This is a genomic window from Bacillus sp. FSL W8-0640 (genome assembly GCF_038007725.1).
Taxonomy (GTDB): Bacteria; Bacillota; Bacilli; order Bacillales; family Bacillaceae_G; genus Bacillus_A; species Bacillus_A cereus.
In genome coordinates this window covers 1,368,603-1,391,104 of record NZ_JBBOXT010000001.1, presented here as the reverse complement: position 1 = coordinate 1,391,104, position 22,502 = coordinate 1,368,603, and the positions used below count along the sequence as shown (strand labels likewise).

Here is a 22,502-nt window from a genome sequence, read left to right as displayed (position 1 = left end):
TTCAGCCAAAAATATAAATAAAAGGAGGTGTACAAAAATGAATTTACAATCTCTTATAATAGGTGCTCTATCGTTTTTAGCTTCAACTCTTATTTTTTATACCGTTAGTTACGTATTATTATTAGATTTGTTGCCCAATCACGTATTTATTGCCCTTGTCATCCTTTCCGCTCTTATGATTTCTTTTCTTATTACACGAAAATCAATGAATGAGCCATCTGCAAAAGCAAAGTAATAGAGAGGGGTGCTTTCCCCTCTCTATTATCATTTCCTAGGAAAGGTCATATAGATTTGACGAGTTTATATTCATTCCAATCCGTAAGGGCTAATTAAAGTCTCACTTTATCTTTGAAAATTCATTTTTTCACCATAATCTTTAACAATCTGAATTATATTTTGAAACACACCTATTTTTTCTTTTTTACTGTTTAATATTTTCAAATCATAACTTTCGTAATATGTTTCTAATGATTTTAATTGTGATTCTGAAGCGCTTTTTATCGGAACAGTAGCATGTAATTCATATTGCTTATACCCTTCCTTTACTTTTTCACCTAAAATCATTTCACTCTCTTTTGCTCCAATTAATTTTTGAACTTTTTCTGGAAAATTGAGTTGCAAATAATATTCTTGCTCCTTCACTAACTTATTGTATAGTGATTGTGAAATCGTATACCGTACCGTATAATTCACGTTTTGATCGCCTGTTTTAATATGAAACGCGGTAATCTGCAAATCTTTTTTTGTTACTTCCGTTAAAGGGCTTACCTGCATCTCATCTTCTTTTTGTTCTGAGACATTTGGAAATATATCCAAAAGCTTTTCCGTATCTTTTTCATTCAACATATACATAGCTTTCTTATATTGCACCCATCCTCGTCTATCTTCTCCCCTTAACCATGCATAATAAGTTTCTTTTTTCCCATCTCTACTAATTTGTATTTCATATTCAGGTTCACCGAAGCTTCCTGTTATTTCTTGTTTCTCAGCTTTATTCAAAATGTCTATTACTAACTTCGCTTCTGATTCCTGCAACTTTTTCTCTTTATGTTTTTTTTGTATAACGGTTACCCCTATTGTTTCTTTCACTTCATTCACCGTCTCTTCTACTTTTTTTGTTTCTTTTTTCGGTTCAACTTGACCACAAGCTGCTAGTAACATAACAAACAACAACACCAATACATATTTCCCTTTCAAATTAATCCTCCTCTTACGATAAGAAATCCTTATAATCTTCATACATAAAACAAAAACGTGACATCCTATTAAATACGCTATACTAATCATTGAAAGGAGGTCTTTATCATGTCCATTAATTTTCATGATGAAAATAATAAGTACACATATGCAACAAGAAACGCTCATATTTCTTGGGCTGAAATGGTAAAAAACATTACAGAAATACAAAACAAGCAAATAATTGATATCGGCTGTGGTGGTGGGATTTATACGAAAGAACTCGCTCTTATGGGAGCCAATAATGTTGTGGGACTTGATTTTTCAAAAGAAATATTACAAGCTGCAAAAGAAAATTGTAACAACTTTTCAAACATTTCATTCATCCACGGTGATGCACATAATATCCCATACCCTAATGAAACATTCGACATAGTTATTTCGCGTGCAGTTATTCATCATTTACAAGACATTCCTACATTTTTACGTGAAGCTTCTCGTATATTAAATAAAAACGGTGTACTTATTTTACAAGATCGAACAATTGAAGATTGTACAATTCCAGGAAGTCCCGAACACATTCGCGGATATTTTTTCTCTCTATTTCCAAAACTTATTGAAATAGAGTCAAAAAGACGTCCAAAAACCAACACTATACAGACAGAATTACAAAAACATTCTCTTCATGTACTTCCCACACAAACACAATGGGAAATACGAAAAATACATGATTCTGTAGAAACATTATTGCAAGATTTATCTCCTCGAACAGGTCGATCCATTCTATATGAGTTAACAGATGATGAACTTTCTCAACTTCTACAACATATACAGACCGCATTACAAAACGTCTCTCCTATTATTGAAAGAGATCGATGGACAATTTGGAGCGCCATGAAGTTGTAAGGAAGGAAGCCTCACAAAATAATGTGAGGCTTCCTTTCTTTCATAATCTAATTTTGCAACACTCTTGATATCCTCCACTTCTGGCCTGTGCACTTCCACACTTCGGACATACTAAATATCTAGACTGATTTGTCAACAAACTACCTTTTTGAAAGAGTAAAACTTCTGCTTGTTTAAACGAACGCGAATAATATAACCACATAAAACCAATTATAGCAATAATGCCAAATAATACTCCCATCGCAAGCATTTCAGTCACCTCTTTTGGTTTGTTCTTTCCAGCAAGTGGATTGTTGTATTATTCTCTATAAATTCAAACAATCCCTTCTTCACTCCTATAAATATCAATTTTCTCTATAAAATTTACAATTCTCCGCAAATTTTCACTCCCATTTTACAATTCATCATTTCCTTTACAACAACGAATATCACTTTCGATATTTCCGTATATAAATATATCTTTCAAAAAACATATTGACTTTCTAAAAAAAACATGCAACAATACTGTCAGAATACTTGAATAAAAATTCATTGACGAGAACGAGTACGTTATAGAACTGTTCCCCAGAGAGTTGGCGATTTGCTGAAAGCCAACGTTCAGCGCGTAACCGAAAATCATCTCCGAGAAGTAGAACCGAATGTTACAGTAAGTTCTTACCGGCCGTCCCCCGTTACAAGGAACACGTATCATGTTGTACGTTGCAAAGCCGTATACATATAGATTTATTTCTACATGTGTAAATTAGGGTGGTATCGCGGGTAAATATAACTCGTCCCTTTCTTTAGGGACGAGTTTTTTGTGTTCTTACAAATGAATTTAAAAAAGGAGGAAAAACAATGAACACTGTATCAAAAAAACATATTTTTTTCACGGGTCTTATGCTATTTTCTTTATTTTTTGGGGCAGGTAATTTAATTTTCCCTCCCATGCTTGGCCAAAATGCAGGTGAAAACTTTTGGCCAGCAATGATTGGATTTTTACTAACAGGAGTTGGCTTACCACTACTAACTGTTATCGCAATTTCTCTATCTGGAAATGGAATGCAGCAACTTGCAAGTCATGTTCATCCATTATTCGGAATTTTCTTTACAGTAATTGTATACATTGCTATCGGTCCATCTATGGGCATCCCACGTGTTGCAAATGTCGCTTATGAAATGGGTGTTAGTTCTTTCTTACCAGAAACAATCCGCTCTAGCAGCCTAGTGCTATTTGTATATACAATCATCTTCTTTACTATCGTATTTTGGCTGAGTTTGAATCCATCTAAACTTGTTGATCGTATTGGAAATGTATTAACACCTATTTTATTACTCTCTATTTTCTTATTGTTTGTTAAAAGTGTATTTACACCACTTGGGCAATCAGGACCAGCAATGCAAGAGTATCAAACTTCTCCAATCTTCAAAGGCTTTATGGAAGGCTACTTAACAATGGACACTATTTCAGCACTTGCATTCGGAATTATCGTTGTAAATGCAATTCGCTCTAAAGGTGTGAATGATCGTAAGTCCATTGCCATCGCCACAGCAAAAGCAGGGCTTATTGCCGCTACAGGGCTCGTACTTGTATACGGTGCACTCGGCTGGCTTGGGGCAACTAGCGTCTCGCTCGGATATGCAAAAAATGGCGGACAGCTACTTACTGTTATCGTACAACAATTATTCGGTCCATACGGTTTGCTCCTATTATCTCTTATCGTTACACTCGCTTGTTTAACGACATGCGTTGGACTCGTATCTGCGTGCAGCCAATATTTTTCAACATTATTGACTACATTTTCATACAAAACGTTCGCGAGTATCATTTGCGCATTAGGATTACTAGTTGCCAACTTAGGTTTAACGAAAATTATCGCAATCTCTGTTCCAATTCTACTTGTTGTGTATCCAATTGCGATTGTACTCGTACTACTATCATTACTTCATAAATACTTCGGTGGATATCGCTCTGTTTATGTAGGTGCTTTAATTGGAGCAGCTGTAGTGAGCGTATTTGATGGATTAAAACAAGGTGGTATTTCAGTTTCATTTATCACACCATATTTTGAATTTATCCCTTTATATAATGAAGGAATCGGCTGGCTAATACCAGCATTAGCAGGAGCTCTTATTGGTCTTGCAATGGCTAAGTTAAGCGGTACGAAAAAAGTTCCATTAGTAACCGAATCTCACGAAGTAAAAGCCTCCTAAAAAAACTCCCAAAAGGGAGTTTTTTTACATTTGATACGCAGCATGATTAAAACTGCTTATTTTATAAGCCTTCGTATAATATTCAATATTCGTATCAACTGTTTCTACCTTGACAACATCATAGTGCTCTTCTTGCTTTACTAAAAATAAATAGTATTCCTCTGTAGCCTCAATAATCGCAATTTTATCTGTTTCAACATTATATTGTTCACAAAGCGCTTGTAATGCGTTCACATAATCCCCTAATTTTTTAGACTTATCCATTCCGAATATAGTTTGAACTAACATATACATTCTCCCCTTTATATGTACTGTTAACACCTCAATGATAACGCTTACATTATTTATCGTCAATAAAAACATTCAATAGTTTTAACGCCAAATCTATATTGTATCGAGCCAATAATCAGCGAGGAATTCCCCGCCAATTAAAGTTTCACTTTATCCCGCATTAACTGCCCGTAAAAGCCCGATTGGTGAGGGCTGATAATCAGTGGGGGAGGAACAACCTCCCCACTGATTAAAGTTTCACTTTATCACTTCGTTAATTGATGCCTAAATGCATAAATAACCGCCTGAGTACGGTCACTTACATTCAATTTATTTAATATATTACTCACATGTGTCTTTACCGTTTTCAGTGCAATAAATAACTCGTCCGCAATCTCTTGATTACTTTTTCCCTCTGCGATTAATAACAAAATCTCAAACTCTCTTTCCGTTAAATCATCATGCAAAGGTTGCTCTTTCTTTTGACGCATACGGGACATCATTTTCCCGGTAACTTTCGGCTCTAATACTGTTTCTCCATCATAAGTAGCTCGTACAGCATCAGCAATATCACTTGCTCTTGATGTTTTTAATAAGTAACTGGTCGCCCCAGCCTCAATAACAGGATACAATTTTTCGTCATCTAAAAAGCTTGTTACAACTACAATTTTTGCTTCTGGCCATTCTTGAATAATAGCACGTGTTGCTTCGACACCGTCCATCTCATCCATAACAAGGTCCATTAAAATAATATCCGGCCTTAATTGCAATGCTAATTCTGATCCTTTTCTTCCATTCTCAGCTTCCCCTACTACTTCAATATCTGGCTGTGTAGATAAATATGCCGATACACCCATACGAACCATTTCATGATCATCGACAAGCAATACTTTTATCATACTTCTCCTCCTCTCTCAATCATAATCGGTACTTTTACTTCTATTTGTGTACCTTTGGCCGGGAAACTAAGTACCTTGAGTGTCCCACCAATTTCATGAACACGCTCTTGCATCGATCTTAGGCCATATGAACCAGCCTTATTAACCCCTACTTCAAACCCAACGCCGTCATCAATGATTTTTAAAATCGCATATTGATCAATTTTTCGAAGGCGCACTTCTGTTTTCTTTGCCTTCGCGTGTCGCAACGTGTTTGATAGCGCTTCTTGCACAATACGGAATAAATGATCTTCTACACCTTTTTTTAATTCTATTGGCTCAATAAGCCATTCAATTTTCATATGTTGTTTTCGTGATAATTCCGTTAATAATTCCTCTATACCTTCTGTCAGTTTCTTACCTTCCAATTGTACAGGACGTAAATGAAGGAGCAATGCTCTCATTTCTGATTGAGCATTTACAACCATATTTTCAACAAGTTGCAATTGTTTTTTTGTCACATCTGGAAATTCAGTTATTTGTTCATTAATCGCTGACATCATCATCGACATTGCGAAAAGCTGCTGACTTACTGAATCATGCAACTCCCTTGCTAAACGATGCCTTTCTTGAGAAATCGCTTCTTGTCTCATCTCTTCATTCCAATGAGCTCGTTCATTCGTTACTTTTTGAAAGAGTCCAGCTTGCTCCTCTAATCGACGAGCCAGAACGATTACTTTTCGTTCCACTTCATGAAATTCATCATCTGCAGTAAACGAAACATCGCTCGGAAAATTCCCTCGCTCTACTTCAAATAGAAACGTATTTAATCCTTGTATACGCTGCTCTATATAGTAACCGATTGCATATCCTACAATTCCCCCGATAAGTAAACTTGTAGTCATAATAAACAAGCCAATTGGAACAGAAGCGATGGATTCCTTCCATAATAAATCATACACTTGTTGCTCGCTTTTCCATACATATACAATTGTACAAATGAGTGCGATACTAACAGAGGACAACATAGAATAACGAATATACATCCACGAAATATTTTTTTGTTTCTTCATTATACTTTCCTCACTTCCGTGTCGCCTACGACAAGCGAAGAAATAATTTTAATACGTCGAGGAGCCTCTTTATACTGCTCTGTTCTAAATGTAACATTGCGGTTAAACCCTGTCTCTTCATGACCTGGCAAGAGCACACGCCCGACAATAACAGAATGATTTAAAGAAAGTTCAATATCATATGGCACATATAAACGAATATTACCAACGACACCTCGAATAACAATTACCGTTTCCCCTTCTGGAATCATAGCAGTTGTTAAATCTATTTCCACATCACAAGCACCATATTGAACATTAATATCCTCAAGTTCATAAATATGATCCATCATTCGCACATTGCCTACAAACATATTTTTCAAATATGGTTCTGTACGAAATATTTGCTTCTCTTCGTCTATCATCCCTTTTTCTTTAATTTCAACCTTCATTGCTTTTTGCTGATGCCCTTGTTGAATCAATTGATAACCAATTAAAGCTAAACAAGCAAATACGACAAGAACAAATGCTGCTGATGAAAATAAGAAGAATAAAAATACGATACCACCAACAAATAAAAATACATTTCCCCGTACATAACGATTCTTTTTACGATAATGCCTTCCAAACATAAGCATAATAAATGCAAAAATGAGACCACCTGGTTCAAAATGTCCAAGTATCATATCAAGAAAAAGACCGAACCCAAATATGATGAGGAGCATCCCCATTAATTGTGTCTTTGAAAAATGTTTCTTCATTTCAGCTCCCCCCTTCTTGTCACATATACATAGAAGAAAAGGCATTGCTTTCCAACACCTTTTCTCCTATCACTATATCATAAGCCTGTTTTATAATATACTACTATTATTTTGTTAACTCTTTCGTTAACGATACATCATTCTTTTCTTTCATTTCACGCTCAAGTTTTGCAATTTTCATATCAAATGTGTCACGCTCATGCTCTTCATTCATACGAGTTTCTAAGTCACGAATATGATCTTCAATCTCTTCAAATCGTAAGAATGGATTATTTTCATCCATTTTATGCATCGCAGTATTCATACGACGATTTGCATGTGCCATATTTTCACGTGCCATTAGTTCCATACGCTTTGCGTGCATTTCTTTTAATTTATTTTTCATTTCAGAAAGACGACGCTCTAACTCATCAATTTGCTCTACAACACCTGCATACATTTCTTCTAATCGAGTTACTTGCCCTTCATAATAAGCTACCTCTTCTAACGCACGTTCGTGCAATTGTAATTCACCTGCTTCTTGAGCAATGATAGCTTGCTTTGATCTTTTATTAACGAAATAACGTGCTTGCTCAAGCTCACGAGCAAAGTTAGATTTTAATGTTTTATGACGCTCAATTAACTTCTCAATTTTTGTTATTTCACGCTCACTATCACGTAAATATTGGTTTAACATCGCAATTGGATTTTTTCTTTCCTTCTCATCTAACACGTTATGAAAATCAGCTAAAATTGCATCGCGTACACGTCCGAATAAAGATTGTTTCATTATAAATCTTCCTCTCTTCTACTTTAATTATAATTTGATTTATTGTTTTAGTTTTTCATTAATTTGTTCCACTCATCTTCAAAGTTGCTATATGATTTAGAACTTTCTGGAGCAGATTCAACAACTACATCTTTTTCTTTTTTCCACTCACGGTATCCGTAGTATAAAACCACTAAAGCAGCGATACCGATTAATGCTGGCGAATGAGAAAGTGCAATGGATAAACCGATTAAACCAACAATACCCCAAGCTAACTTTCCAAAAAATGATTTAGCTCGCACAAATGATTTATAGCTCCAATATACAACTCCTGCTCCGATTGCGAATCCTACAATACCAGCAAGACTACCAAGAGCAATTAAAGCCAAAATACCGGCTGCGATAAACGCTAGAAATTGTTTCATCTTGTGCTTGCCTCCCTTCGATTTGATACTCTTATCTTAACTATTTTTTCATCTTTCCATAACGAGCTTAAGAACCGTTTTCTACTCAGACTTAAGACCGAGTCATATTCAGCCCTTTACGCAAAAAACGTGCAGAGTCTATTCTCTGCACGTTTTTTAATTACTAACATTCATATTAAATTAAGCAGTTTTATGATACTCTTTTTTCTTAGCTACTTTCGAAAACCTTGGAAACCCAATTAAAATAGAAACAATCCCACATACTCCAACTAAAATTGGATAAAATGCATACGGTAACAATTCAACTGGAGATAACGCTGCAAATCCTGCTGCCGTTAACATTTGGGCACCGTACGGAATTAATCCTTGCACACAACATGAGAAAAGATCTAATACACTCGCTGATTTACGAGGGTCTATTTCATATTGATCTGCAATATTTTTTGCAAGCGGGCCTGTAAAAATAATTGAAATCGTATTATTCGCTGTACACATATTCGTCATACTCACTAAACCAGCAATACCAAATTCCGCTCCTTTTTTCGAACGAATATTACGTGTTAATACATTCATTAAATATTGAATACCACCATTATATTGGATTAATTCAACCATACCGCCAATTAATATAGCAAGTAATACTAACTCCATCATACCGCCCATTCCAGTCGTTACACTTTTAAAGAAACTTTCTAACGTGTAACTTCCATCTATAAGACCGATAACACCAGATAGTACAGTTCCACCAGTTAATACAATAAGTACATTCCAGCCAAGTAGCGCTGTAATCAGTACTCCTGCGTACGGTAAAATCTTTATCCAATCAAAGCTATGTGCTTTAATTTGCGTGTCACTTCCTGAAGTAACTATTACTAATAGCACAATTGTAATAATAGCCGCTGGTAACACAATTAAAAAGTTCGTTTTAAACTTATCTTTCATTTCTGTTCCTTGTGAACGAACAGCTGCGATTGTTGTATCTGAAATAAATGATAAATTATCACCAAACATCGCTCCGCCAACAACAGTAGCCATTGCAAGCGCAATTGAGATATCAGTTTGACCACTAATACCTACAGCAATCGGCGCTAATGCTGCAATTGTTCCCATTGAAGTTCCCATCGCTAATGAAATAAATGCCCCAATAACAAAGATTCCAGCTACGATAAATTCTGGCGGTAAAATAGTTAATGCTAAATTAACAGTTGAGTCTACTCCGCCCATTCCTTTAGCAGTTTCAGAAAATGCACCTGCAAGCACAAAAATTAATACCATAATCATAATATCCGGATTTCCTGCACCTTTAGCGAACCGCTCTACTTTCACATTAAAACTTTCTTTACGATTCATCATTAAAGCGACTCCTACAGCAATTGAGATCGCTACAAGTATCGGCAATTTATAGAAATCACCTGTAATAATTCCAGAACCAATAAATAGCGCCAAAAATATCCCAAGTGGTAATAAAGCTAAACCATTTCCTCTCGTTTCTTTCAAAGTATCATCTCTCCCTAGTTTCAACCTTTTTCTAATGAATAACAAAAGACCTCTTCCGATGAGAAGAGGTCTTATACATCTATAAGAAACACTCTTCTCATCTTTCAAGCACACGCTTGCTGGATTTGGCACAGCACTCTGAAATCGAGTCCGCTGCCGAGGCATCGTAGGGCCAGTCCCTCCGCCTCTCTTTATAAGAAGGTTTCATATTTATTTTTTAATAATAATTTCTTTCCTAACTTTACTCGCTTACAAAACAAAAGTCAATTATTTTTTGTATAGATTTTTTTGGTAATTATACAAAAATTCGAATACAACAATCATTTTAACTTTTCTATTTCTTCTTTCAACATTGAAATCCAATAAAATTCATTATTTTTTATTGTTGCTAATATCCATTTCGTAGTGTACCAAGCTAACTCATACTCTTCCTTCGTGACATCACCACTTTTATAAGCATCCTCTAGCTCCTCTTCATCTAATACATACACCTTACCGCTAGGTAATAATACTACATCTAAATATAAATCATCAAAATACGGTAAACCACGATCGTCTATTTTATATTCTTTCGCCACATCGATATAATATTGCACTAATTTTTTCTGATCATCTAACATAGCGGTAATCGCAAAGTTTTTCCCGTCTATGAAATATTGAATCCACGTATACTGATCCGCTGCAATACAAAGTTCTTCACCATCATATTCTTTACAACTAGGCTCTCTCACCTTTTTTATATCCAGTATTCCGAGCATTCCCTCTTCCACTTGCTTAACCGTATAACTCTTTTCTATTAGCCTCTTCCACGAAGAACCGTCACCATATTTACGTTTCATTATGTCTGCTCCTCTTCTATATACAGAAAAGCTCCCACATATTATGTGAGAGCTTGTTCATATTATAATTAAGCCGCTTGACCCTTTTCAGAAATCTCTTTTAAATAAGCTTGTCCTTTTTCAGCGTCATATTGACCTTCCCACTTAGACATAACTACAGCTGCTAAAGAGTTTCCTACAACGTTAACTGCTGTACGAGCCATATCTAAAATACGGTCAATACCAGCAATGAACGCTAAGCCTTCAGGTGGAATACCTACTGTACCAAGTGTCGCTAATAATACAACGAATGATACGCCCGGTACACCTGCGATACCTTTTGATGTAACCATTAATACAAGCAATAATGTAATTTGTTGTGTAATAGATAAATCAATACCGTACATTTGTGCTAAGAAAAGAGCCGCAATTGCTTGATATAAAGTTGATCCATCTAAGTTAAATGAATAACCTGTCGGAATAACGAAAGATGTAATTGCTTTCGGACAACCGAATTTCTCCATTTTCTCCATGATTTTTGGTAAAACTGTTTCTGAGCTTGCTGTAGAATACGCTAAGATCAGCTCGTCTTTTAAAATCTTAAAGAATTGGAAAATGTTGATTCCAAATATTTTCGCTGTAAGTCCTAAGACAACTACGACGAAGAAGATCATTGCTCCATATACGACAATTAGTAATTTCCCTAATGGAATTAATGAAGCAAGACCAAATGTAGAAACTGTAACACCAATTAGTGCAAACACACCAAATGGTGCAAATTTCATAACTTGGTTTGTTACGTAAAACATTGCGTCAGCTACACCTTGGAAAAATTGAAGAACTGGTCTTCCTCTTTCACCAATTGCTGCTACACCTAAACCAAATAATACAGAGAAGAAGATAATAGCAAGCATATCTCCGTCAGCTAACGACTTCATAATGTTCGTTGGAACAATATTTACAAATGTATCTGCAAATGAATGACTTTGTACTTGTTCTGTCGTATGTGTATATTTCGAAATATCTGTCTTTGTTAACTGCTCCATATTTACGCCTTTTCCTGGTTGGAAAATATTCGCTATTAATAGACCAACAATAATTGCAATTGTTGTAATAATTTCAAAGTAAAGAATTGTTTTTCCGCCTAGTCGACCTAGTTTTTTAACATCGCCAACACCAGCAACCCCAACAACAATACTTGCTACAACAATCGGTACAACGATCATTTTAATTAATCGGATGAAAATATCACCAATTGGTTGTAAGTACTTCACAACAGCTGGATTATCAAAGAAAATCGCCCCAACCGCAATACCAAGCGCAAGCCCTATTAATATTTGCCATGCAAGTCCTATTCTTTTCATATTTGTTGTAACCCCCTCTTCGATGTGTCACTCTATCTCTCATTCTATCTCTATAAAACTAAGAAATTAAGAGTATTACATATTATTCGACAATTCACTACATTTTGTCCCTGTTAAAAATCATAAATCAAAAATTTAAATCTGACAACAAAATAACTTTGCCCGAACACAAATAATTTTCTTGACAAAAAGCAGACCCATGTCAGAAAACCTAACATGAGAACGATTCCTCACTAGTGTTTTATTAGCTTTCCAAGTAATATTTCACCTCATAAAAACGATTACTTTCCTCCTTCATTTTACAGATGAATTCCAAAATTTACCTTTATGTGCATATGAATAAAATGTAAGCATTATGACAATTACAGTTGAAAAATGATAAATTCCGACAAAACTTAGCAATTTTATAAAATTTTCTTTACATTATGATTACAACGATAGACACCCTTCTTCTTATGATATATAACATTCATAGGGAAAGGAGTCAGACAACTATGAAAAAGAAATTTGCAGCGTTTAGTGTTTTAGCAGCAGGAACGATTTTTGCTTCCCCGTTACTTTCACCCGTATACGCTGAAACAAATCAAGATAAATTATCTAACATTCAATCTGAATTAGAAGGCAAACAAAGTGACTTACAAAATAAATCAGTCGAGAAAGAACAAATAGAAAAAGAAATTCAAGAATTACAGAAGAAAATTGATGAATTAACTACTTCTATTAATAAAAACGAAGCTGAATTAAACGATACAAAAAAAGAAATTAGCAAAACTCAACAAGTAATTGCTGACAAAAAGAAACATATAGAACAATTACAAACAAACATAGATACACGTCAGGAAGTTATTAAACAACGATTACAATCTATGCAAGAAAAACCTCGTACAAATATCATTACAGAGGTACTAACAAATTCTTCAAATATTGCCGATCTTGTTGATAATATGTACTCCGTAAGTTTAATATTAAACAACGATACAGATATTGTAAAAAAACAAACATCTGATCAAAATGCTGTAACGTCAGAAAAAGAGGCTGTTGAGAAAAAAGAACAACAACTGAAAGAATCTGAGCAAAAACTAGAACAAAAACAGCAAGAATTACAAAATAACCAACAACAGCAACAAACTCTTATTAACGATCTACATACGAAAGTAGCAAAAGTAGATTCAGAGATTGAAGGATTAGAAGAATCCAAAGGCATTTTAGAAAATCAACGTCAAGCTGTTCAAAAAGCAATTGAAGAAGAAAAACGGGCCGAAGAAGCTCGTAAAGCGGAAGAAGCTCGCCAGGCAGAAGAGGCTCGCAAACAACAAGCTACTAAATCTGCTCAAGCAACTCAAGCGGCCCCAACACCACATGATACAAATATCGGTGGCTTTATCAAACCAGCAGCTGGATCAAAAACTTCCGGATTTGGTGTACGTTCTTTAGATAACCATAAAGGAATTGACATCGCTGCTTCGGGAACGGTTCCAATTATCGCCGCTGCAGATGGCGTTGTTATTCGTTCAGAATTATCATCTAGTTACGGAAACGTAGTGTATTTATCTCACCGTATAAACGGAAAAACATATACGACAGTATATGCTCATATGAATAGCCGTTCTGTATCGAATGGACAAACTGTAAAACAAGGCGATCAGCTTGGATTTATGGGGAACACGGGCCAATCATACGGACAACATTTACACTTCGAACTTCATCTTGGAGAATGGAATGTCGGCAAGACAAACGCAGTTGACCCATCTCCTTATATCGGATTATAAAAAACCTCGGTGCCTACCGAGGTTTTTTATTTACACTTCACACAATATAGGCATTCTACATAGACTATAACTAAATGCCTATAGTTTACGGGGTGATCAATATGAATACGCAATTACAACAAAAAATAGAAGAAGCTAGAGAGACGTATATTGGCCGGATATTTACATTTGGCGGCTCAGTATTATTTTTAATCGGTTCATTCCTTGCAGTCACTACAGCCTATAAAGCATATAATCGTTTATTACACTCATCAACATCCACATAAAAAAAGACGGGAGATCCCCGCCTTTTTTTATGCAAACATTTTAAATACACCTATCGCATTTAAAAATACAATTATTACAGTTACCGGAATAACATAACGAAGTAAGAAGAACCAAATGTTAAATAACGTTTTCCCCTTCGTTTCCGTCACTTCTAATTCTTTCATCAATAACTCTTTACTCATTTTATTTGGTACAAATAATGAAATAGCTAGTACTCCTAACGGCAGCAATACGTTACTGACCGAAAAGTCGACTAAATCAAAGAATGTTTTCCCAAATATTTTCACGTCACTCATAATCCCAAATGATAACGCCGATGGAATACCGACTGCAAAAATAAGAATACCAATTAATAATGATGCTGATGGACGCTTCTTCTCATTACCTTTCGCAACAGATGCTACTACAATTTCAAGCATTGAAATTGCTGATGTTAAAGTCGCAAAGAAGAATAAAATTAAAAACATAATAAAGAAAAATTGACCAAATGGTATTTTTGCAAATACTGCTGGAAGGACGATAAACAGTAGTCCTGGTCCTTCAGTCGGTTTAACTCCCAACGCAAAAATCGCTGGGAAAATTGCTAATCCTGCAAGTACTGTAACAAAAACCGTTAAACTTACAATAGATGTTGCTGATTTCGCTAAATGTTCTTCTTTCTTTAAATACGAACTATACGTTACCATTACCGAGGCACCTACAGTTAGCGAGAAGAAAGATTGTCCCATCGCATATAAAATCGTATCTGCTGTAAGCTTTGAAAAATCTGGCTTTAAGAAGAACTCTACTCCAGCAAAAGCACCATCGAGTGTTAGCGCACGAACAATAATCGCAATAAATAAAATAAATAATAGCGGCATCATGTACTTACTTGCCTTTTCTATACCTTTCTCTACACCTTTACTTACGACAAAAATCGTACAAAGCATAAAGATAAATTGTGCTCCAATCGCGCTTAATGGATTTGAAATCGTTTCACCGAACAATTGTCCATAATCAGCTGCTCCATTCCAGAAACTTCCTGTCACACTATAATATAAATAAAGTAAAATCCATCCACCTACAACACTATAAAAAGATAGTACACTAAAACAAGTAACAACTCCCATACGACCAATCCAAGGATATAATTTGCTATTTGGCACTAGTACTTTATAAGCTGTAACCGCCTCTTTTTGCGTGCTACGTCCAATAACAAACTCCGCTATTAGAAGAGGCATACCTATAAATAAAGTTAATAGTAAAAATACAAGGAAGAATGCGCCTCCCCCGCCATTACCTGCAACATATGGAAATTTCCATATCGCACCAAGACCTACTGCGGCTCCGGCTGCTGCGAGTACAAAGCCTATTTTCGACGTCCATTGCTGTGTTTCTTTCATCATAAATTCTCCTTTTCTGAATATTTAAATTTTTGTTAATTATACACTTTCATTTCATACTCGCACACCTCCTTTAGAAAATAAAAAAGTCCCCTACACGCAAATATGCATGTAGAGGACGATATATGTAATGTAAATACCGTGGTACCACCTCAATTGGATTGATAAATCCCACTTGTTCAAGTACAGGAATAAATCCGATACTCTATCCTTTTAACGGCGGAACCCGGGTTGCCTACTACAATGTTCAACATACCTCTCGCAAGCCCATTCTGTATATTTTATCGTACCGGGCTCCCACCTAACCCCAGCTCTCTGAACGCATCAAATATACGTACTCTTCTTGCTCATCGATTTCATCTATTGAAGTTACTTGTGATTATAAATTATATTTTTATATTTGTAAAGCGCACTTTATCTTTTATTATTTTAAAATCTTTTCCTCTAATTCTCGTAAAAAACTTTCTCTTTTCCCCTCGTTTTGCACATATACTGATTTTAACACTTCTTGGAGCAATATATTTCGTGCCCTCTTTTCTAACTGTAAATCTTTTAACTTCAACCTTACTTCATATAAAAAATCTAAATACGATTCATATGTCTCATCATATTTATTTGCAATATCATCTCGAATTTTTTTTGCGAGCTTCGGGCTCGCTCCCCCAGTAGAAACTGCTATATTAAGTAAACCACGATGAATCGCTGCCGGAAAATGAACATTACCACTTTCCGGATTTGTAATAACATTTACTAATTGATTCTCAGCGGCATCTTCAGCAACTTGTTCATTTAATATTGAATCACTACTCGCTGCAACAACTAAAAAAGCACTTTTAATATCACTTTTTTCATATTCTCTTTGATACCAACGAATTTTCTTTTCTTCCACAAGTTTTACTAAATTCGCATCTAATTCTGGACTGATCACAACTATATCCGCACCCTGTTTGAGCAAAGGAATAATTTTAAATCCTGCAACTTTTCCCCCGCCAATAACAACAACGCGTTTCTCATTAACTCGCACTGTAAGTGGATACATACTGATCTCCTTTCAATAACTCCGTCGTTTTCTGAATTAACATATCTTGAAACGCTTCATTCTTCCCTAAATATGGACTGATTTTTATCTCTCCCAATTCATATTGGCGCACTTCTTTCTCAATATGTTTCATAAGTAAACCTGTAAATAACAAGTAAGGCAGTACAACGATGTTCTTTTCTTTTCGTTCTACAACTTCCTTTAACTTCTCCTCAAATTTTGGCTCTGCAGCCGCTAAATAACAAACTTCTACTTTTTTAACCTTCTCTTTTGTTTGAAATAAAGAAGCAATCCAGTTTATATCTCTTAATACTTCAGGATCACTACTCCCTCTTGCAACAAGAAGTAACGTCACTTCATTTTTATCTTCCTGTTCGATGCCACTTCCGCTATACACCGATTTAACAAGTGTTTCTGATACACCAAACGGATTACCATAGGTCACTTTAACATCCGAAAATTGATTAGTTAACTTTTCCAATTCAAAAGGGATATCTTTTTTTACATGCCCTGCCGCTAATAAAAAAACAGGGATAGCAATAATCTCAGTGGCCCCACGCTTCACACATGTACGAAAACCATCTTCAATAGAAGGATTCGCTAACTCTAAAAAACAAACTTCTTGAATAGTCGCTTCTATACGGCTCATACACGATGTAATAAATTGAATCGCCTCTTCTTTCGCTGTCTTCAAACGACTTCCATGACATATATATAAGACGGCTTTCATTTTACAACACTCCACTTACTTGATAAGCATTTTCTGTCTGCTTCTCAAACCAATGAATTTTTTCTCTAAAACGGACAACCTCTCCAATTACAATCATACTCGGATTTTGAATTTGCTCTTTTTTCGCAACATCTACAATTGTCCCTAACGTTCCAACAACTGTGCGTTGCATAGACGTCGTCCCTTGCTCAATAATAGCGGCTGGCGTACTTTTATCTTTTCCATGCTTCATAAGTTGCTCACATATGTAGGGCAAATTACTAACCCCCATATATACCGCTAAAGTCTCTACACCTTTCGCTAAACTTTCCCATTTCACTTCTTCTTCAGCACCTTCTTTCCTATGCCCAGTCACAATAGCAAAACTTGCACTTGCATCACGGTGCGTCACTGGAATGCCCGCATAAGCAGGAGCAGCTATTCCAGCTGAAATACCAGGAATGATTTCAAATGGTACACCTTGCTTTGCTAATGCTTCAGCTTCTTCTCCCCCTCTACCAAACACAAATGGATCGCCGCCCTTAAGCCTCGTTACAACTTTTCCTTTTTTCGCATACTTAATAAGAAACGTGTTAATTGTCTCTTGCTTCATCGTGTGATAATTCGGGAGTTTTCCGCAATAAATTAAATCCGCGTCAGGCTTTGCGTGTGAAAGCAGCTCTTTATTCACAAGTCGGTCGTATAAAATAACATCTGCCTTCTCAATACATTTCAACCCTTTAACAGTAATTAAATCTGGATCGCCAGGACCCGCTCCAACAATATAAACCTTTCCCATCATCTCTCCTCATTTCTTCTATTAAAATGAAACTTCCATTCGTATATAAGAATGGAAGTTTTTATTTTTTCGTATTACTGATCTCTACTCATGGATAACAAATGCCCCACCTTTTCGAATCTTCTTTTTTTCAAACAAAGAAATCTCTTTTACCTCTGGCAACGGTAAAAAATGCTTTTCAAGCTCAATCTCCGCAAGCTTAAATGCCTGTTCTTCACTTTGAGCAACAACAACTATCGGAACAATATCACTCACTAATACAGCTTCAAATCGATATAAATCCATATCGTCCCTCCTAAGACGCTATGACTTCTTCTAACACGTTATTTAACGCTATTTGTAATGTATCTACACCAACACGACCTACAAAATCATAAAATGTCTCGGCTGGTAATTTATTCTCTTTGAAATAACTTATAAATGATGCAAGTACATCAGGTAGATCCTCGCCATCTATTTTTCCTTTTAACTTTTGATTGTAGGCACCGCCATCTAACAATGTTCCACCTACGTATATTTCAAACGCTTCAACAATGCCTTTTTCCTTCGTTTTCATTTTCACCCCTTGTAACCCAATGTCAGCAATTTGACGTTGACCACATGAATTCGGGCAGCCTACCATATGAATTCGAACTGGAACATCGAGTGCAATTTGTGTATCTAAGTATTCTGCAATTTGACGTAATCTTTCTTTCGTTTCTACTAGTGCAAGATTACAATATTCAATACCGGTACATGAAACCGCATGACCAATAAATGATTTCGGGCTTGCAGATATCGCTTCAAACAGCGGTTCACTAAGTAATCCTTTTACATTTTCCGGAGGAACGTTCGGAATAATGAAATTTTGTGAATTACATGTACGAATTTGTCCATTTCCATATTGCTTTGCGATTCTTGCAACCTCAAACATTTCTTCTGCATGTAAACGACCTACCGGTACATTAAAACCTACATATTTTAATCCCTCTTGTTTTTGGTCTTGAACACCATAAAAATAGCCTGCATTCCATCCTTTGAGTGCACTTTCCCCTTTACTTTGTAAAGGCCCTGTATACTCTATTAGTTTCTCTTTAAATTTCTCTGCTCCCCAGTCCGCAACAAGAAATTTCAAACGCGCTAAATGACGTTTCTCACGATATCCAAAATCACGGAATATAGTAGCAATTGCAATCGCCACCGCCTTCACTTCTTCTGGTAAAACGAATACATCTAATTCCTCAGCTAAATACGGACGGGCTGATAATCCTCCACCTACTTTTATATGAAAACCAACTTTTTTCTCACCATCTATTTCTTTCGTAGCAGGTGTAAATGCAACACAGTTAATCTCTGCGTTTGCTGAGTTATAAATATTAGAACTAATAGACATTTTAAATTTACGTGGTAAATTAGAAAACTCTTCATTATGCTGGAAGTAATCGTATACTTCTTTTACAATATGCGTTGTATCAAATAATTCATTTGCATCAATGCCAGCAAGCGGATTACCTGTAATATTACGCGTTATATCACCACACGCTCCAGCTGAAGACAATCCAACTCTCGCTAATCTATTAAAAATATCTGGAATTTGCTGAATTTCTAACCAGTGAAACTGAATCGCTTGTCTCGTCGTAATATCTATTACATCACGTCCATAATCTTCAGCGATAGAAGCAAGCACTTCTGCCTGTGCATTTGTAATAATCCCTGACGGAATATTTACCCGCATCATAAAATAACCAGCTTCTTTTGGACGTTGTAAATACAATCCTGCCCATTTAAAGGCATCCCACTCTTCTTTTGGAATAGATTCGAATCCATTTTCCGCATAGTAAGGAATATCATTAAAAATTTCTAAGCCATCTTTTTCTAATTTATTTTTCTCCGTCTGATTTAATTTTTCATTGTTAGCCCATACTTTTTCATAACTCATTGTTTATCCCCCTATATAAAACTACGCTCTTGTAAATACTTCACGATTTGTTCCGCACATTCTTCAATAGAATATTTGTGCGTTTCTACAATTAATTCCGCTTGTGCTGGCTCTTCATAAGGCGAATCAATACCTGTGAAATCCTTAATGTCACCTTTCCTTGCCTTTTTATAAAGCCCTTTCGGATCACGTTTCTCACACTCTTCAATCGGACACTTCACAAAAATTTCAATAAATTCATCTGCCGCTAATAAATCTCTTACTTGTTTACGGTCCACTCGAAATGGTGAAATAAATGCTGTAAGGACAACTGCTCCTTGATCTACAAATAACTTTGCCACTTCGCCAATACGTCTTATATTTTCCATGCGATCACTTTCAGAAAATCCTAAGTCTTTATTTAAACCGTGGCGAATGTTATCCCCATCCAGCACATAATTTCCAATATTCTTTTCAAACAGTTTACGAGCGACCGCATTCGCTACTGTAGATTTACCCGAAGCTGATAAACCAGTAAACCAAATTACAAAACTATGATGTCCATTCTTCACTCTTCTCTCATCTTTTGAAACCGAAGCTGTATGCCAAGTAATATTCGTATCCATCTCGTTCTCTCCCTATTCTGTTACTACTTCTTTTTTCAAGCCTTTAATTAGCACTTCCACTACTTCTTTACGACTAAATGTACTTGGCGGAATCTCACCGTTTCTTAATAATTCTCTTACTTTCGTACCCGATAAAATAACATGATCTTCTTTTCCGTGCGGACATGTTTTCGTTGAAGCCATCGCTTCACATTTCGTGCAGTAAAAACTATGTTCAAAGAATAGTGGTGTAATTCCTAACTCTTCTATCGTAAAATTTGTGAAGATTTCTTGCGCTTCATACGTTCCGTAATAATCTCCTACTCCAGCATGATCACGCCCTACTATAAAGTGGGTACATCCAAAATTCTTTCTTACTAACGCATGAAATATCGCTTCCCTTGGTCCTGCGTAACGCATGGCAGCAGGAAATACACTTAAAAAGACACGATTTTTCGGATAATATTTTTGAAGAAGTACTTCATAGCTTTCCATTCTTACATCAGCAGGAATATCATCCGATTTCGTTTCTCCGACGAGCGGATTTAAAAAGAGACCATCTACAATTTCAAGAGCAGATTTTTGAATATACTCATGGGCACGATGTACCGGGTTTCTCGTTTGAAATCCGACCACTGTTTTCCACCCACGTTTTTTAAATGCTTCCCTCGTTTCAATTGGGTCTAAATGATAAGAAGGAAATTGATTATTTTCAAAGCGTTTTGTTAGAATAATAGTTCCTCCAACGTAAACGTTTGGTCGTTCATATAATTTTTTCACTCCTGGATGAGCCTCATCCGTTGTTTTATATACAAGTAACGCTTCTTTTTCTTTATCTGGTACAAAAATATCTTCTATTTGAATGACACCGTATATATTTCCATTGTTGACAAGCTTTACTTCCTCTCCAACCTTCAGGCTTTCTGCGACTTTTTCTGTTACCGGTAATGTAATCGGTATACTCCACACACTACCATTTGCTAAACGAAGCGTTTCTACAACTGAATCATAATCTTCCTTCCCTAAAAAACCAGTAAGGGGGCTATATCCACCTGTCGCCAATAGTTCTAAATCACTTAACGCAATATTGTCTAATTTAATTTCTTTTTCAATTTGTGATACGTCATATGTCTCATCTATACGGTTTACTAATTCGTTTACTATGCTCATTTTTCTATATCCTCTCTTAGCTTTATTTCAAGATTCATCTTATTGGTAATGAAGACCACATTCGGTTTTCACTTTCCCAGCCCATCTACCATCTCTTGAATCGCCACCATCCCCTACAGGTAACGTACATTTCTCACACCCAATACTTGGATAGCCAACATCATGCAACGGGTTATACGGCAAGCTATGTTTGTATACATATCGCCAAACTTCTTTCCACGTCCAATGAATGAGTGGACAAACTTTAATAGATTGAAAACGATGATCTTGATTTATAAACTTTGTATGCTTACGTGTTTCTGATTGTTCCCTTCTTAAGCCCGATATCCACGCTTTTTCCGCTGCTAATGATTTTTCTAACGGTAAAATTTTTCTAATCTTACAACAAAGATTCGGATTACTTTCCCATAATTTCTCACCATGCAACTTCTCTTGTTCATCAAGCGTAAGTTCCGGTTGTTTTTCTATAATATTTAATGAAGGAAATCGCCTCCGCACTTTTTGAATTAATTCATATGTTTCTTGAAAATGAACATTTGTATCTAAAAATACGACTTTAGCAGATGGATTTACTTGGTTTATAAGGTGCAGCAATACCATACCTTCCACCCCAAAGCTACATGCGTAGACGATTTCATCTTTATATTCTTTATAAGCCCACTTTAATACTGATAGCGCGCCTTTTGTTTCATCTTCTTCCGAAAACGAAACAACATTTTCTTCCCACGTTTCATACGTCAACATGTTTTTTCCCCCTGTAAAAGCAAAAAGACGGTT

25 protein-coding genes, 1 riboswitch and 2 other annotated features are annotated in these 22,502 nt (G+C 35.9%); of the genes, 5 read left to right on the top strand and 20 right to left on the bottom strand.

Translation table 11 applies throughout. From position 1 onward, the window contains the following. Window positions 1–37 precede the first annotated feature (37 nt). Window positions 38–235, top strand: coding sequence for a hypothetical protein (locus N2V80_RS07290; RefSeq protein ID WP_001053356.1), 198 nt, complete (start codon window positions 38–40; stop codon window positions 233–235). Window positions 236–342: 107 nt separating this feature from the next. Here N2V80_RS07290 and N2V80_RS07285 read toward each other — a convergent pair whose 3' ends face one another. Beyond that, the gene (locus N2V80_RS07285) at window positions 343–1,197 is read right to left on the bottom strand and encodes a hypothetical protein (RefSeq protein ID WP_000677064.1); all 855 of its coding nucleotides are present in this window, start codon (window positions 1,195–1,197) and stop codon (window positions 343–345) included. Between the two features lie 108 nt (window positions 1,198–1,305). Here N2V80_RS07285 and N2V80_RS07280 point away from each other — a divergent pair, with 108 nt between their 5' ends. Next, window positions 1,306–2,082, top strand: a complete 777-nt coding sequence (locus N2V80_RS07280; protein ID WP_000026286.1) for a class I SAM-dependent methyltransferase — start codon at window positions 1,306–1,308, stop codon at window positions 2,080–2,082. A 40-nt stretch (window positions 2,083–2,122) separates the two neighbouring features. Here the strand turns inward: N2V80_RS07280 and N2V80_RS07275 are convergent, their stop codons facing one another. Then, window positions 2,123–2,332, bottom strand: coding sequence for a hypothetical protein (locus N2V80_RS07275; RefSeq protein ID WP_000880630.1), 210 nt, complete (start codon window positions 2,330–2,332; stop codon window positions 2,123–2,125). Between the two features lie 272 nt (window positions 2,333–2,604). After that, window positions 2,605–2,863: a binding site (T-box leader), on the top strand. A 56-nt stretch (window positions 2,864–2,919) separates the two neighbouring features. Here N2V80_RS07275 and brnQ3 point away from each other — a divergent pair. Continuing rightward, the gene (gene brnQ3 / locus N2V80_RS07270; RefSeq protein ID WP_001099140.1) at window positions 2,920–4,275 is read left to right on the top strand and encodes a branched-chain amino acid transport system II carrier protein BrnQ3; all 1,356 of its coding nucleotides are present in this window, start codon (window positions 2,920–2,922) and stop codon (window positions 4,273–4,275) included. A 24-nt stretch (window positions 4,276–4,299) separates the two neighbouring features. On the opposite strand, the gene N2V80_RS07265 is transcribed toward brnQ3, so the two are convergent. The 9 genes from N2V80_RS07265 to gltP form a co-directional block, all read right to left on the bottom strand. Next, complete coding sequence (locus N2V80_RS07265) at window positions 4,300–4,638, bottom strand: DUF3922 domain-containing protein (RefSeq protein ID WP_115735452.1); 339 nt, start codon at window positions 4,636–4,638, stop codon at window positions 4,300–4,302. Between the two features lie 173 nt (window positions 4,639–4,811). Then, complete coding sequence (locus tag N2V80_RS07260) at window positions 4,812–5,444, bottom strand: response regulator (RefSeq protein ID WP_000598707.1); 633 nt, start codon at window positions 5,442–5,444, stop codon at window positions 4,812–4,814. Beyond that, on the bottom strand, window positions 5,441–6,496 hold the full coding sequence (locus tag N2V80_RS07255; RefSeq protein ID WP_000744326.1) for a sensor histidine kinase: 1,056 nt from the start codon (window positions 6,494–6,496) through the stop codon (window positions 5,441–5,443). The genes N2V80_RS07260 and N2V80_RS07255 overlap by 4 nt, the downstream gene beginning before the upstream one ends. Beyond that, window positions 6,496–7,236 carry a cell wall-active antibiotics response protein LiaF gene (liaF, locus tag N2V80_RS07250; RefSeq protein WP_061654649.1) on the bottom strand — a complete coding sequence of 247 codons (741 nt, stop codon included), beginning with the start codon at window positions 7,234–7,236 and terminating at the stop codon, window positions 6,496–6,498. The genes N2V80_RS07255 and liaF overlap by 1 nt, the downstream gene beginning before the upstream one ends. Window positions 7,237–7,342: 106 nt before the next feature. Beyond that, on the bottom strand, window positions 7,343–8,005 hold the full coding sequence (locus tag N2V80_RS07245; protein WP_000814127.1) for a PspA/IM30 family protein: 663 nt from the start codon (window positions 8,003–8,005) through the stop codon (window positions 7,343–7,345). Between the two features lie 47 nt (window positions 8,006–8,052). Next, a complete protein-coding gene (locus N2V80_RS07240) occupies window positions 8,053–8,409 on the bottom strand; it encodes a lmo0954 family membrane protein (protein WP_000808641.1) in 357 nt (118 codons plus the stop codon). A 180-nt stretch (window positions 8,410–8,589) separates the two neighbouring features. Next, window positions 8,590–9,906, bottom strand: coding sequence for a Na+/H+ antiporter NhaC family protein (locus tag N2V80_RS07235; protein ID WP_061654648.1), 1,317 nt, complete (start codon window positions 9,904–9,906; stop codon window positions 8,590–8,592). A gap of 94 nt (window positions 9,907–10,000) precedes the next feature. Continuing rightward, a riboswitch (SAM riboswitch) is annotated at window positions 10,001–10,106 on the bottom strand. 120 nt (window positions 10,107–10,226) lie between these two features. Further along, window positions 10,227–10,745 carry a DUF402 domain-containing protein gene (locus N2V80_RS07230; protein WP_000824661.1) on the bottom strand — a complete coding sequence of 173 codons (519 nt, stop codon included), beginning with the start codon at window positions 10,743–10,745 and terminating at the stop codon, window positions 10,227–10,229. 68 nt (window positions 10,746–10,813) lie between these two features. Further along, a complete protein-coding gene (gltP, locus tag N2V80_RS07225; protein ID WP_000821131.1) occupies window positions 10,814–12,088 on the bottom strand; it encodes a glutamate/aspartate:proton symporter GltP in 1,275 nt (424 codons plus the stop codon). A 494-nt stretch (window positions 12,089–12,582) separates the two neighbouring features. Between gltP and N2V80_RS07220 the strand changes: the two genes are divergently transcribed. After that, on the top strand, window positions 12,583–13,857 hold the full coding sequence (locus N2V80_RS07220; RefSeq protein WP_000726079.1) for a murein hydrolase activator EnvC family protein: 1,275 nt from the start codon (window positions 12,583–12,585) through the stop codon (window positions 13,855–13,857). 101 nt (window positions 13,858–13,958) lie between these two features. Further along, window positions 13,959–14,123 carry a hypothetical protein gene (locus N2V80_RS07215; protein ID WP_001096002.1) on the top strand — a complete coding sequence of 55 codons (165 nt, stop codon included), beginning with the start codon at window positions 13,959–13,961 and terminating at the stop codon, window positions 14,121–14,123. Window positions 14,124–14,150: 27 nt separating this feature from the next. Here N2V80_RS07215 and N2V80_RS07210 read toward each other — a convergent pair whose 3' ends face one another. The 9 genes from N2V80_RS07210 to N2V80_RS07170 form a co-directional block, all read right to left on the bottom strand. Then, entirely contained in the window at window positions 14,151–15,506 is a 1,356-nt protein-coding gene (locus N2V80_RS07210; protein ID WP_000665430.1) for a sodium-dependent transporter, read from the bottom strand. Window positions 15,507–15,617: 111 nt separating this feature from the next. Then, window positions 15,618–15,866 (bottom strand) — a binding site (T-box leader). A 64-nt stretch (window positions 15,867–15,930) separates the two neighbouring features. Continuing rightward, the gene (locus tag N2V80_RS07205; protein WP_000283354.1) at window positions 15,931–16,545 is read right to left on the bottom strand and encodes an NAD(P)-binding protein; all 615 of its coding nucleotides are present in this window, start codon (window positions 16,543–16,545) and stop codon (window positions 15,931–15,933) included. Beyond that, window positions 16,520–17,275: a sirohydrochlorin chelatase gene (locus N2V80_RS07200; RefSeq protein WP_000648886.1), complete on the bottom strand. Its 756-nt coding sequence runs from the start codon at window positions 17,273–17,275 to the stop codon at window positions 16,520–16,522. Before N2V80_RS07200 ends, N2V80_RS07205 begins: the two co-directional genes overlap by 26 nt. A gap of 1 nt (window position 17,276) precedes the next feature. Then, the gene (cobA, locus tag N2V80_RS07195; RefSeq protein ID WP_000521255.1) at window positions 17,277–18,053 is read right to left on the bottom strand and encodes a uroporphyrinogen-III C-methyltransferase; all 777 of its coding nucleotides are present in this window, start codon (window positions 18,051–18,053) and stop codon (window positions 17,277–17,279) included. An 84-nt stretch (window positions 18,054–18,137) separates the two neighbouring features. Beyond that, the gene (locus N2V80_RS07190) at window positions 18,138–18,338 is read right to left on the bottom strand and encodes a DUF3906 family protein (protein ID WP_000366919.1); all 201 of its coding nucleotides are present in this window, start codon (window positions 18,336–18,338) and stop codon (window positions 18,138–18,140) included. Window positions 18,339–18,348: 10 nt separating this feature from the next. After that, complete coding sequence (locus N2V80_RS07185; RefSeq protein WP_000119615.1) at window positions 18,349–19,971, bottom strand: nitrite/sulfite reductase; 1,623 nt, start codon at window positions 19,969–19,971, stop codon at window positions 18,349–18,351. Between the two features lie 11 nt (window positions 19,972–19,982). After that, window positions 19,983–20,576 (bottom strand): adenylyl-sulfate kinase, encoded by a 594-nt coding sequence (gene cysC, locus N2V80_RS07180; protein WP_061654647.1) that lies wholly within the window; start codon window positions 20,574–20,576, stop codon window positions 19,983–19,985. A 12-nt stretch (window positions 20,577–20,588) separates the two neighbouring features. Beyond that, on the bottom strand, window positions 20,589–21,725 hold the full coding sequence (gene sat, locus N2V80_RS07175) for a sulfate adenylyltransferase (RefSeq protein WP_000029494.1): 1,137 nt from the start codon (window positions 21,723–21,725) through the stop codon (window positions 20,589–20,591). Between the two features lie 39 nt (window positions 21,726–21,764). Beyond that, window positions 21,765–22,469 (bottom strand): phosphoadenylyl-sulfate reductase, encoded by a 705-nt coding sequence (locus N2V80_RS07170; RefSeq protein ID WP_000959013.1) that lies wholly within the window; start codon window positions 22,467–22,469, stop codon window positions 21,765–21,767. Window positions 22,470–22,502 lie beyond the last annotated feature (33 nt).

Excerpts from the sequence above, each read along its gene's own strand:
- N2V80_RS07265 (WP_115735452.1), bottom strand. The coding sequence starts at position 4,638 with ATGTTTTTATTGACGATAAATAATGTAAGCGTTATCATTGAGGTGTTA.
- cysC (WP_061654647.1), bottom strand. The coding sequence starts at position 20,576 with ATGGATACGAATATTACTTGGCATACAGCTTCGGTTTCAAAAGATGAG.
- liaF (WP_061654649.1), bottom strand. The coding sequence starts at position 7,236 with ATGAAGAAACATTTTTCAAAGACACAATTAATGGGGATGCTCCTCATC.
- N2V80_RS07210 (WP_000665430.1), bottom strand. The coding sequence starts at position 15,506 with ATGAAAGAAACACAGCAATGGACGTCGAAAATAGGCTTTGTACTCGCA.
- N2V80_RS07275 (WP_000880630.1), bottom strand. The coding sequence starts at position 2,332 with ATGCTTGCGATGGGAGTATTATTTGGCATTATTGCTATAATTGGTTTT.
- N2V80_RS07185 (WP_000119615.1), bottom strand. The coding sequence starts at position 19,971 with ATGAGTTATGAAAAAGTATGGGCTAACAATGAAAAATTAAATCAGACG.
- N2V80_RS07230 (WP_000824661.1), bottom strand. The coding sequence starts at position 10,745 with ATGAAACGTAAATATGGTGACGGTTCTTCGTGGAAGAGGCTAATAGAA.
- cobA (WP_000521255.1), bottom strand. The coding sequence starts at position 18,053 with ATGGGAAAGGTTTATATTGTTGGAGCGGGTCCTGGCGATCCAGATTTA.
- N2V80_RS07290 (WP_001053356.1), top strand. The coding sequence starts at position 38 with ATGAATTTACAATCTCTTATAATAGGTGCTCTATCGTTTTTAGCTTCA.
- N2V80_RS07215 (WP_001096002.1), top strand. The coding sequence starts at position 13,959 with ATGAATACGCAATTACAACAAAAAATAGAAGAAGCTAGAGAGACGTAT.
- N2V80_RS07280 (WP_000026286.1), top strand. The coding sequence starts at position 1,306 with ATGTCCATTAATTTTCATGATGAAAATAATAAGTACACATATGCAACA.
- N2V80_RS07170 (WP_000959013.1), bottom strand. The coding sequence starts at position 22,469 with ATGTTGACGTATGAAACGTGGGAAGAAAATGTTGTTTCGTTTTCGGAA.
- N2V80_RS07245 (WP_000814127.1), bottom strand. The coding sequence starts at position 8,005 with ATGAAACAATCTTTATTCGGACGTGTACGCGATGCAATTTTAGCTGAT.
- N2V80_RS07240 (WP_000808641.1), bottom strand. The coding sequence starts at position 8,409 with ATGAAACAATTTCTAGCGTTTATCGCAGCCGGTATTTTGGCTTTAATT.
- N2V80_RS07255 (WP_000744326.1), bottom strand. The coding sequence starts at position 6,496 with ATGAAGAAACAAAAAAATATTTCGTGGATGTATATTCGTTATTCTATG.
- N2V80_RS07260 (WP_000598707.1), bottom strand. The coding sequence starts at position 5,444 with ATGATAAAAGTATTGCTTGTCGATGATCATGAAATGGTTCGTATGGGT.
- N2V80_RS07220 (WP_000726079.1), top strand. The coding sequence starts at position 12,583 with ATGAAAAAGAAATTTGCAGCGTTTAGTGTTTTAGCAGCAGGAACGATT.
- N2V80_RS07205 (WP_000283354.1), bottom strand. The coding sequence starts at position 16,545 with ATGTATCCACTTACAGTGCGAGTTAATGAGAAACGCGTTGTTGTTATT.
- sat (WP_000029494.1), bottom strand. The coding sequence starts at position 21,725 with ATGAGCATAGTAAACGAATTAGTAAACCGTATAGATGAGACATATGAC.
- gltP (WP_000821131.1), bottom strand. The coding sequence starts at position 12,088 with ATGAAAAGAATAGGACTTGCATGGCAAATATTAATAGGGCTTGCGCTT.
- N2V80_RS07190 (WP_000366919.1), bottom strand. The coding sequence starts at position 18,338 with ATGGATTTATATCGATTTGAAGCTGTATTAGTGAGTGATATTGTTCCG.
- N2V80_RS07200 (WP_000648886.1), bottom strand. The coding sequence starts at position 17,275 with ATGAAAGCCGTCTTATATATATGTCATGGAAGTCGTTTGAAGACAGCG.
- brnQ3 (WP_001099140.1), top strand. The coding sequence starts at position 2,920 with ATGAACACTGTATCAAAAAAACATATTTTTTTCACGGGTCTTATGCTA.